Origin of the sequence: Pelagibius sp. (assembly GCF_028289705.1) — a bacterium.
Taxonomy (GTDB): domain Bacteria; phylum Pseudomonadota; class Alphaproteobacteria; order Kiloniellales; family Kiloniellaceae; genus Pelagibius.
Map to the genome: position 1 here is coordinate 1 of NZ_JANQOI010000135.1, position 10,513 is coordinate 10,513.

General features: G+C 67.2%; 9 protein-coding genes. 4 read left to right on the top strand and 5 right to left on the bottom strand.

Annotated features, from left to right (window positions below):
* Positions 1-261: 261 nt before the first annotated feature.
* The 5 genes from hemN to Q0996_RS17315 form a co-directional block, all read right to left on the bottom strand.
* Positions 262-1,608: an oxygen-independent coproporphyrinogen III oxidase gene (hemN, locus tag Q0996_RS17295; protein ID WP_299622517.1), complete on the bottom strand. Its 1,347-nt coding sequence runs from the start codon at positions 1,606-1,608 to the stop codon at positions 262-264.
* A 74-nt stretch (positions 1,609-1,682) separates the two neighbouring features.
* Complete coding sequence (locus tag Q0996_RS17300; RefSeq protein WP_299622520.1) at positions 1,683-3,314, bottom strand: GMC family oxidoreductase; 1,632 nt, start codon at positions 3,312-3,314, stop codon at positions 1,683-1,685.
* A gap of 96 nt (positions 3,315-3,410) precedes the next feature.
* Positions 3,411-4,931 (bottom strand): tripartite tricarboxylate transporter permease, encoded by a 1,521-nt coding sequence (locus Q0996_RS17305; protein ID WP_299622523.1) that lies wholly within the window; start codon positions 4,929-4,931, stop codon positions 3,411-3,413.
* An 11-nt stretch (positions 4,932-4,942) separates the two neighbouring features.
* Positions 4,943-5,422 (bottom strand): tripartite tricarboxylate transporter TctB family protein, encoded by a 480-nt coding sequence (locus Q0996_RS17310; protein ID WP_299622526.1) that lies wholly within the window; start codon positions 5,420-5,422, stop codon positions 4,943-4,945.
* A gap of 62 nt (positions 5,423-5,484) precedes the next feature.
* Positions 5,485-6,477, bottom strand: a complete 993-nt coding sequence (locus tag Q0996_RS17315; protein WP_299622529.1) for a tripartite tricarboxylate transporter substrate binding protein — start codon at positions 6,475-6,477, stop codon at positions 5,485-5,487.
* A gap of 144 nt (positions 6,478-6,621) precedes the next feature.
* Between Q0996_RS17315 and Q0996_RS17320 the strand changes: the two genes are divergently transcribed.
* The 4 genes from Q0996_RS17320 to Q0996_RS17335 all read left to right on the top strand — a co-directional run.
* A complete protein-coding gene (locus tag Q0996_RS17320) occupies positions 6,622-7,323 on the top strand; it encodes a response regulator transcription factor (protein WP_299622532.1) in 702 nt (233 codons plus the stop codon).
* Positions 7,320-8,756, top strand: coding sequence for a sensor histidine kinase (locus Q0996_RS17325; RefSeq protein ID WP_299622535.1), 1,437 nt, complete (start codon positions 7,320-7,322; stop codon positions 8,754-8,756). Before Q0996_RS17320 ends, Q0996_RS17325 begins: the two co-directional genes overlap by 4 nt.
* Positions 8,753-9,811, top strand: coding sequence for an ABC transporter substrate-binding protein (locus Q0996_RS17330; protein WP_299622538.1), 1,059 nt, complete (start codon positions 8,753-8,755; stop codon positions 9,809-9,811). Before Q0996_RS17325 ends, Q0996_RS17330 begins: the two co-directional genes overlap by 4 nt.
* Positions 9,812-9,845: 34 nt before the next feature.
* Positions 9,846-10,513 (top strand): acyclic terpene utilization AtuA family protein (locus Q0996_RS17335; RefSeq protein ID WP_299622541.1); only part of this gene is annotated, 668 nt, incomplete at its 3' end.

Genomic DNA, 10,513 nt, shown 5'->3' on the forward strand with positions numbered 1-10,513 from the left:
GAGCCTGGTGAATCTGCTCTAACTCTCAAAGTGTAGAGCGGATTCACATGTTTAGACGCAAACACCAAAGTGTTTCCGTCTAAACATGATCCGCTCTAGTGTAACGGCCCTGCAATCCCAGGTCGATCCTCGAAGAGTTTCACTATTATGATTAGGTTATCTGAATCCTGGTGAGCCTCTCGCGGGGCGCGAGGGTTATGCGGCAGCAATCATCGAAGAGAGCCGCGGGCCGGAACCGATTTAGCGCAAAGCGAAGATGCCCTAAACGGCGCGGCTGTGACGCCCGCCGGCACCGAGATAGCCGTCGAAGCAGGCGGCGATGAGGCGCACGACGCGGCGGCCTTCGGGGCTCACCTGGACCCTGCCGCCGTCGATGCTCGCCAGCCCGTCATCGGCGAGCGGGGCAAGACGGGTGAGGGACTCGGAGAAGTCGAAACCCGCCTGGCCCTGGGTGGCCGCCTGGGCATCCAGGTCGACGGCAAAATCGCACATCAGCGCCTGGATCACCGCCCGGCGCAGCCGGTCTTCGGCGGTGAGTGCAATGCCGCGCACCACCGGCAGACGGCCGCCGCGCAAGGCCTTGCCATAGCTGACCAAGTCCTTGTCGTTCTGGGCATAGCCTTGCGGCAGATTCCCGATGGATGAAACGCCGAGCCCCAGCAGCACCTCAGCCTGATCGGTGGTGTAGCCCTGGAAGTTGCGCCGCAGCTTCCCTTCGCCGGCGGCGCGGAACAGCGGATCGCCCGGCAGCGCGAAGTGATCGAGGCCGACGGCGCGGTAACCCTGGAGCTGCAGCACCCGCTCGGCCAAATCCGCCTGAGCCAGCCGCGCCTCCGCCCCCGGCAGCGCCTGCGTATCGATCATACGCTGGTGCTTTTTCATCCAAGGCACATGGGCATAGCCGAAAACCGAGACCCGGTCCGGCCGGATTTCGGCGGTCAGCGCGGCGGTCTGCTTGACATCGTTCAGCCCCTGATGGGGCAGTCCGTACATGAGGTCGACGTTGAGAGCGCCGATGCCCGCATCCCGCAGCATCCCAGCCACCGCCGCCGTGGTCTCGAAAGGCTGGACCCGGTTGATGGCATCCTGGACGTGGGGATTGAAGTCCTGCACCCCCAGGCTGGCGCGGTTGATGCCCGCCCCCGCCAAGGCCTCGGCCTTCTCCGCGGTCAGGTGGCGCGGATCGATCTCGATGGCCAGCTCGGCCCCGTCCTGGAAATCGAAAACCTCCCGCAACTGGGCCATGACCGCCGTGAAATCCTCCGCCGAGAGGATCGAGGGTGTGCCGCCGCCCCAGTGCAGACCCGATAGGGGCCTTCCGTGACCTAAGACCTCGGCGAGCAGGCCGATCTCCCGGCGTAGCAGGCCGACATAGGCGCCCACCCGCTTGTAGTCGTTGGCCACCGCCGTGTGGCAGCCGCAGTACCAGCAGAGCTGATGGCAGAAGGGCACGTGGAGGTAGAGGGAGAGCGGGGTCTCGGCGGGCAGGGCCTCGAGCCAGCCACGGTAAACCTCTCCGTCGACGCCGTCATGGAAGTGCGGCGCGGTGGGATAGCTGGTGTAGCGCGGGGCCTGGGCCTCCGCCAGACGGGTCGGAATGCTGGTCACGGCAAGATGGACGCTAGCCCGAAGGCACCGGCCTGCCATTGACCTCGATCAAGGCTCCCGCAGATAGGCGCCGGTCAGACCGTTTCCCGGCGGTCCTCGCGGATCATGGCGGCGGCCTTCTCGGCGATCATGATGGTGGGGGAGTTGGTGTTGCCGGAGGTGATGGTGGGCATCACCGAGGCGTCCACCACCCGCAGGCCCTCAAGACCCAACACCTTGAGGCGCGGATCGACCACCGCCGCCGCGTCGGTGCCCATCTTGCAGGTGCCCACGGGATGGAAGATCGTGGTGCCGATGTCGCCGGCGGCCTTCACCAGCTCGCCATCGCTCTCCATGGTCGCGCCCGGCAGGAATTCCTCTGGCTGGAAGCGCTGCAAGGCCGGCGCGGCGCAGATCCGCCGGGTCAGGCGGATCGCCGACACGGCCACGGTCTGGTCCGCCGCCGCCGTCAGGTAGTTGGGCTTGATGGCTGGGGACTCGCGGAAGTCGGCGGAGCGGATGTGGATGGTCCCCCGGCTTTCCGGGCGAAGATTGCAGACCGAGGCGGTGATGGCCGGAAAGTCGTGCAGCGGCTCGCCGAACTTGGGCAGGCTGAGGGGCTGGACGTGGTACTGCAGGTTCGGGGTCTCCCGCGCCGGGTCCGACTTGGCGAAGGCGCCCAACTGGCTGGGCGACATGGACAGCGGCCCGCTCCGGAACAGCAGGTATTCCAGGCCCATGGCGGCCTTGCCGAAGAGGCTGCGGACCTGACGGTTCAGGGTCTTCGTGTTGCGGACCTTGAAGATGGTGCGGATCTGCAGGTGGTCCTGCAGGTTCTCGCCGACGCCAGCCAGCTCGTGGCGCACCGCGAGTCCCTGCGCCTGCAGCACCGGGCCCGGACCGATGCCCGAAAGCTGCAGTAGCTGCGGCGAGCCGACGGCGCCGGCAGCGAGAATGACCTCGCCGCGGGCTGTTGCGCGCCGCGGCGCGCCCCCAACGCGAAAGTCGATGCCGGTGATCCGCTTACCGTCCATCACCAGCCGTTCCGCCTGGGCATGGGTGAGGACTTTGAGGTTGGGCCGGCTGGCGGCCGGGCGCAGAAAGCCCTTGGCCGTACTCCAGCGGATGCCCTTGCGCTGGTTCACGTGGAAGTAGCCGCAGCCCTCGTTGTCGCCGCGATTGAAGTCTTCGGTCGGCGGGATGCCCACCTCCGCCGCCGCCTCGCGGAAGGCGTCCAGGATCTCCCAGGAGAGGCGCTGCTGTTCCACCCGCCACTCGCCCTCGCCGCCATGGAAGTCGTCGCCACCGTCGAAGTAGTTCTCGGAGCGCTTGAAGTAGGGCAGCACATCGTCCCAGGACCAGCCGACGTTGCCGAGCTGGCGCCAGGTGTCGTAGTCGCGGGCCTGGCCGCGCATGTAGATCATGCCGTTAATGGAGGAGGAACCGCCCAGCACCCTGCCCCGGGGATAGGCCAGCGCGCGGCCGTTGAGCCCCGCTTCGGCCTCGGTCTTGAAGCACCAGTCGGTGCGCGGCGTGTTCATGGTGTAGAGGTAGCCGACGGGGATGTGGATCCAGTGCCAGCTGTCCTTGCCGCCGGCCTCCAGCAGCAGCACCGAGACCTCGGGGTCCGCCGACAGCCGGTTGGCCAGGCAGCAGCCGGCCGAGCCGGCCCCGACAATCACATAGTCGAACGTTCCGGCATCCTGCCGCTCTACCTCTGCCCCCATGAAACCGCCCTGCAAGCCGTTATCGCTGTTTGGCCGCGACTATAGCATTGCCGGCGTCGTGGCAAACGGCCTTGGCTCAGCGTCCGGAGCCGGCCATCAGCTCGAGTCAGCGGCGCCCCTCGCCCGGGCGCGGGCCCTGCGCGCGCGATAGCTGGGCAGGAAGATGAGAATGGCGGCCAGGATCAGCAGGCCCAGGGTCATGGGGCGCTCGTAGATGAAGGCCGGACCCTCGTAGAGCTGCATGGCTCTGGCGAAGTTGTTCTCCAGCAGGGGCCCCAGGATGAAGCCGATCAGCAGCGGCGCCAGCGGGAAATCTGCGAAGCGGAAGATCGTCGCGATGACGCCGAAGCCGACGAGGATCAGCAGCTCGGTCGCATTGTTCTGCCCGATGTAAGCGCCCATCAGCGTGAAGAAGAGGATGAAGGGGATCAGGTAGTTCCGCGGCACCGCCAGGACTTTGGCGATGTAGGGGATCAGCGGCAGATTGAGGATCAGCAGGATCAGATTGCCGAGATACATGGAGATGATGACCGCCCAGAAGATCTGCGGCTCGTCGATCATCAGCCGCGGACCCGGCGAAACGTTGAGGGCGATCAGTGCGCCCAGAAGGATCGCCGTCGTGCCGGACCCCGGAATGCCGAGGGTCAGCAGCGGCACGAAGGAGCCGGTGCAGGCGGCGTTGTTGGCGCTCTCCGGCGCGGCGAGGCCCTTGACCGAGCCCTTGCCGAACTGTTTTTGGTCTTCGCCGGAGGCGATGTTCCGCTCCACGGCGTAGCCCAGGAAGGACGCGATGGTCGCCCCGGCGCCGGGCAGCACGCCGATCAGGAAGCCCTGGATCGACTGGCGGCCGATCACCGGTGCGATCTGGCGCGCCTCATCGCGCGTTATCCGCAGGTCCTTGATCTTGCCGTCACCGCCGTCGCCGGTCTTGGAGCGCTTGGGATCGAGCACGAGATAGATGGCCTCCGGCAACGCGAACATCGCCATCGCCAGGGTGATGAAGCCGAAACCGGACTGGAGATCCATCATGCCCATGGTGAAGCGCGGTGCGTTGAACAGCACGCCCTCGCCCACCGTCGCCAGGATCAGCCCAATCATGGTCATCAGGAGTGCCTTGGACACCTGGCCGGTGCCGGCGAAGGCGGCAATCGCCGATAGGCCCACCACCATGAGCGCGAAGTATTCCGCCGAGTGGAACAGCAGGGCCACCGAGGCAAGCGCCGGCGCGAAGATCATCAGCAGGACCGCGCCGATCGTCCCGCCGGAGAAGGAGGCGATGGCGGCCACCGTCAGGGCCTTGCCGGCCTTGCCGGCGCGCGCCAGGGGATAGCCGTCGAAGCTGGTCGCGACGGTCGAAGCGACGCCAGGGGCATTGATCAGGATCGACGATGTGGAGCCGCCGAAGACCGCGCCATAGTAGACGCCGGCGAGCAGGATCAGCGCGGCGGAGGGATCGCCGATGGTGATCGCGATGGGGATCATGATGGCGATGATCGACATCGGCCCGAGGCCCGGAAGCATGCCGATGAAGGTGCCGATGAGACAACCGCCGACGACCATGGCGATGTTGGTGACGGAGAGCGCCGTCGACAGGCCGATTATGAGTCCTTCCAGCATCTCAGCGCCCCCTACAGAAAGGTCGGCAGCGGCCTGAGGAAAATCCCCAGGACCCGCTCGACCAGATACCACACACTCCCAGCGGCAACCGCAGCAACGACCGCGACCATCACGAACCGGCGCTCACCGAGGATGATGCTGCCAATGCTGAGGAACAGAAAGGTCGAGGCCAGGAAACCCAGCGGGCGCAGGGCGAAGGCGTAGACCACCATCAGCGCCAGCAGCGCCACGGCCTGCACGAGGTTGTAGTCGTGCAAACGCTTGTAGTTGATCTCAAGCGGCTTGGGTTCTTCCTCTTTCTCCACCCCGAGAACGACGGCCAGAGCGAGGATCATGGCGCCGATGGCCAGCACCTTCGGGAAGGTCGAAGGCCAGATCGGGTTGTTGCGCAGAACCGGCGCAAGCAGATGGTCCATCCCGAACCAGGCGGTATAGCCATAGACGGCACAGAGCAGGAATATGAACAGAGCCACCCAGCGGTCGAGCGCCATCTTTCCCTCCCCCAAGAAAGATCCCGCCCGGCCTCAGGGCCGGGCGGGGAGCAAGAGAAACCTTAGAGGAACCCGAGCTTTTTCATAAGGTCGCCGATGACCTTCTCTTGGTTCTCCAGGAATGCCGTGAAGTCGGCGCCGGAATTGTGGATGTTGACCCAGCCGTTGCGGGCGCGCACGGTCTCCCACTCAGGCGTGTCGTACATCTTCGCAAGGGCGCTCTGGTAGGCGGCCAGCTTGTCCGCCGGCAGGCCCGGAGCGGCGAAGAAACCGCGCCAGTTCACGAAGGTGGCGTCGATGCCCTGCTCCTTGATGGTCGGCGCGTCCTTGAACGCGGGGACCCGCTCTTCGGAGGTCACCCCGATGATGCGGACCTCGCCGGCACGGGCCAGATCGACGGCTTCGCTGAAGCCGGTGGAGACCGCCTTGACCTCGCCCGAGAGCAGGCCGGCATTCGCCTTGGCGCCGGCGTCGTAGGCGACGTACTTCATCGCAACCGGATCGCCGCCGCCCGCTTCGACGACCATGGCCGCAACCAGGTGGTCCATACCGCCCGGAACCGAACCGCCGCCGATGGCCGTGCCTCTGGGATCGGACTTGATGGCGTCGACGAGATCCTTCACGGAGGTGTAGGGGCTGTCCTTCGCCACCACCAGCGCCGCATAGTCGCCGATGGTTCCGGCGACCATGGTCAAGTCGCGGAAGTTCTGCGGGAAGACACCGGTCAGCGAGCGGATGATGATGGGCGTCGAATTGACCATCAGGGTGCCGTGATTGCTCTCGGCATTCTCGATGATGTAGCCGATCGCCTTGCCGCCGCCGCCGCCGGACATGTTCTCATAGGACGCCGTGCCCACCAGGCCGGCCTTGGTCAGGGCCTCGCCGGTGCCGCGCGCGGTGCCGTCCCAGCCGCCGCCGGCGCCGCCGGGGATCAGGAAGTGGACCTTGTCGAGGACCTGGTCGGCCTGGGCCGGAGCCATGCCGAGCGAAACGGCCAGGGCCGCACCGGTGGCGGCCGCCATCAAAGCACGGCGATTCAAGGGAAACTTTCGCATTCTTTCCTCCCAATGCATTATTGGCGGGCCGTCTACCCGCTTTACCCAAAATAAGCATAGCGCGGCAACCTGACGCCAACCTGTCGCGTCTAAGCCGTTGGCTTAGCGGCGAAAACAAGGGTAAGTAGAACGAAGGAGCCCTTCTTGAGGCTGCTCTTGGTGGAGGACAATGAAGACCTGGGAGACGCCCTGGAACGCCACTTCCGGGCGGGCGGCCACGCGGTCGACTGGGCCCGCAGCGCGCCGGAGGCGGAGGACTATCTGCGCGCCGATGCCCAGGGCTATGACCTGGTGATCCTGGACATCACCCTGCCCGGCGGCGACGGCCGCGACATCCTGCAGCAGATGCGCAGTGTCGAGAACGACCTGCCGGTGCTCATCCTGACCGCCCGCTCCCAGGTGACCGACCGAGTTCACCTGTTGGACCTCGGCGCCGACGACTACATGACCAAGCCCTTCGATGTGGCCGAGCTGGACGCGCGCTGCCGCGCGGTGGTGCGCCGGCGCCACGGCCAGGCCCAGAGCCTGGTGCAGCTGGGCGCGCTGGAGCTGGACGCCGCCGCCTCCAGCGTCACCCTGGACGGCAAACCTCTCGACCTGCGCAGCCGCGAACTGCGCCTGCTGGAGGTGCTGATCTCCGCCCCCGGTCAGGTGTTCAGCAAGGGCCAGCTCATGGAGAAGCTCTTCGGCCTGGCCGAGGACGCCAGCGAGAACGCCATTGAGGTCTATATCGGCCGCCTGCGCCGCAAGATCCAGGACAGCGGCGTGGCCATCGAGACCGTCCGCGGCCTGGGCTACCGGCTGCGCGAGGGCCCGGAGGACAGACCCGAAGGAAGACAGGGATGACCGTCGGTTCCTCGCCCCCCGACTGGTCCTCCTCCACCCTGGCGGCGCCGGCCTGGTCCCTCAGGCGGCGGCTGATCGGCCAGCTCCTGCTGGTCTTCGCCGGTCTCGCGGTGTTGCTCTACTTCTCCGTCCAGGCGGTCGCCGGCCGGGCCGCCGATGCCACCCAGGACAACATCCTCGGCGCGTCCGCCATCGCCATTGCCGAGCAGGTGCGCGCGGTCGAGGGCGCGATTACCGTCGACCTGCCCTACGCCGCCCTGGAGATGCTGGGCTTGGCGGGAGAAGACCGGGTGTTCTATCGCGTCGCCAGCGGCCGGGGCGCGCTCATCACCGGCTATCCGGACCTGCCCGATAGTGCGCTGCCGGGCCGTGAGGACACCCCGCTGTTCTTCACCGGCCGCTACCGCGGCGACACCGTGCGGGTCGCCAGCGTCCGCCGCTCGATCCTCACCGGCGGCGTCCGGGAGACCGTCTTCATCACCGTCGCCCAGACCCGCGAAGCCCACGGCGCCCTGACGGTCTCCATCGCCCTCTCGGCGGCCGGCGTCGGCGGCGGGTTCCTGGCGCTGGCCGGGCTGCTCGCCTGGATCGCCATCAGCCGCGCCCTGAAGCCGGTCCAGGAGATCGAACGGGCCATCGCCGCGCGCGCCTCCGACGACTTCTCGCCGCTGGAGACCGCCGCACCGCGCGAGATCCTGCCCCTGGTCGACGCCATCAACGCCTTCGTGGAGCGCCTGCGGCTGACCCTCGACACCAGCCAGCAGTTCATCGCCGAGGCCGCCCATCGGATCAGGACTCCCCTGGCCGCCCTGAAGGCCCAGGCCGAGGTCAGCCTGAAAGCCGGTCCCGAACGCACCAGCGAGGAAAGCCTGCGGCGCATGCTGCGCGCCGCCGACGAAACCTCGCAGCTCACCACGCAGCTTCTGACCCAGGCGATGGTGGCCTTTCGTGCCGAACGGGCCGAACGCCAGCGTCTGTCCCTGGCCAGTCTCGCGCGCACCGCGGCCCGCGACCTGGAGGTGGCCGCAGAGATGCGCGGCATCGACTTCCGCATGGACCTCACCGAGGACGCGGAAATCGAGGGCGACGAGATCGCCCTCTTGGAGGCGATCCGCAACCTGCTGGACAACGCCATCAAGTACGGACCGCCCGACGACTACATTGAGATTTCCGTCCGCGCCGACCCGGCCCCGGAGGTCTCGGTCGCCGACCATGGGCCCGGCGTTCCGCGCAAGGACCGGGACAAGGTGCTCGAACGCTTCCGCCGTGGCGCCGTCAGCGAAGACACGCTGGGCTCCGGCCTCGGCCTGTCCATCGTCCGCCAGGTCATGCGGGCGCATCGCGGGCGGGTGCGGCTGGAAGACAACAGCCCGCAGGGCCTCTGTGCGCGTCTGGTGTTTCCGCCGCTTCGAAAGCAGGGCAAGGCGCGATGATACCCAGGGCCTTCAGCGCCGGTTTGGTCCTGTTGCTGGTCGCGGCTCTGCTGCAGCCCGCCGCGGCGATCGAAATCGAGGAGGCGCGCAGCTATCCGGCCCTGCGCGAAGCCGGTGCGCGCAGTCTGCTGCACGTCATCGGCACCACCGAAGCGGATGCCATGGACGGCATCGTCCGCACCTTCCGGGCGCTTCAGCCCGACGTCGCCCTGATCTATCACCAGGCGAGCAGCCTCGACGTCTACAAGGCCATCGAGGGCGCCGTGACCTTCGACGGCCAGTCCTACGACCTGGCCATCTCTTCAGCCATGGATCTTCAGATCAAGCTGGTCAATGACGGCCTCGCCCGGCGGCACCGCTCCCTGGTGACCACGCGGCTGCCGCGCTGGGCCTCATGGCGGGAGCGCATTTTCGGCTTCACCCGGGAGCCGGCAGTGATCGCTTACGACATGAAAGCCTTCGCCGAGGCACCGCCGCAGTCCCGCTTCGAGCTGCTCAGTTTGCTGCGCAGCGAGGAAGGACGCTTTGCCGGGCGCGTCGCCACCTACGACCCCAAGGTCAGCGGGCTGGGCTATCTCTTCGCCACTCAGGACAGCCTGCAGTCCGAAACCTACTGGCGGCTGATGGAAGTGTTCGGCAATCTCTCCGCGCGCCTGTCCTGCTGCTCGGGCGAGATGCTGGACCTGCTGGAAAGCGGCGAGATTGCCGTCGCCTACAACGTCCTCGGCTCCTATGCCCAGGCGCGCCGTGCCGCCGGCGCGCCCATTGGCATCATCTATCCGCAGGACTACACTCTGCTGATGGTGCGCACCGCGCTTATTCCCGCCAGCAGCGACAATGCCGAAGACGCCGGTAAGTTCATCGACTTCCTGGTCTCGCCGGAGGGCCAGCGCGTTATCGCCGGCGAAGCCAGCCTCGCCCCGGCCCTGCCCGAGGGGGACGAGGGCTCGCTGATCCCCATTCGCCTCGGCCCCGGGCTGCTGGTGTTCCTCGACTCCTTGAAGCGCCGCGCCTTTCTGTCGGAATGGGAAAGCGCCGTGACCGCCAAGCGGTAAGGCAACTCATCTGCGTCTAACCTGAGGAGGCCTCATGCCAACCCGCGTTCTTGTGCCATCAGGCGTTCTGGGCCTCGGTTTCGACCGGGAGGCGCTGGCCCGCGGCATCGCGGCGCGCCCCGACATCATCGCCATCGACGGCGGATCGACCGATAGCGGGCCCTACAGCCTGGGCGCCGGCGTCTCGAAGTACTCCCGCGCCGCGACCAAATCGGAATGGCGGCAACTGATGCTGGCGCGTGCCGAAGCCGGCGTACCCCTGCTGATCGGCACGGCGGGCACCTGCGGCACCGATGCAACCGTCGACTGGATGGCCGAGATTACCCGCGAGCTGGCCCGGGAACTCGGCCAGACGCCGAAGCTGGCGCTGCTCTATGCCAGTCAGCCGCAAGGGCGGATCGCCGACAATCTGCGGGAAGGCCGGGTGACGCCCCTGGCGCCCGCCCCCGCGATCGATGCCGAGAGCGTCCTCGGTCTCTCCAACGTCGTCGCGCTGGCCGGTGCGGAACAGGTCCAGGCCGCGCTCCAGACCGGCGCCGAGATCGTCATCTGCGGGCGGACCACCGACACCGCGACCATCGCCGCCCTGCCCCTGCTGCGCGGCGACCACGCGGGTGCCGCCTGGCATGGCGCAAAGATCGCCGAATGCGGCGCGCTCTGCTCCACCAACCCGCCCTCCGGCGTCATCCTCGTCGAATTCGA

Bases quoted from the DNA above. Each gene is read 5' to 3' on its own strand.
- Q0996_RS17300 (WP_299622520.1), bottom strand. From the start codon at position 3,314: ATGGGGGCAGAGGTAGAGCGGCAGGATGCCGGAACGTTCGACTATGTG.
- Q0996_RS17310 (WP_299622526.1), bottom strand. From the start codon at position 5,422: ATGGCGCTCGACCGCTGGGTGGCTCTGTTCATATTCCTGCTCTGTGCC.
- Q0996_RS17315 (WP_299622529.1), bottom strand. From the start codon at position 6,477: ATGCGAAAGTTTCCCTTGAATCGCCGTGCTTTGATGGCGGCCGCCACC.
- Q0996_RS17330 (WP_299622538.1), top strand. From the start codon at position 8,753: ATGATACCCAGGGCCTTCAGCGCCGGTTTGGTCCTGTTGCTGGTCGCG.
- Q0996_RS17325 (WP_299622535.1), top strand. From the start codon at position 7,320: ATGACCGTCGGTTCCTCGCCCCCCGACTGGTCCTCCTCCACCCTGGCG.
- Q0996_RS17305 (WP_299622523.1), bottom strand. From the start codon at position 4,931: ATGCTGGAAGGACTCATAATCGGCCTGTCGACGGCGCTCTCCGTCACC.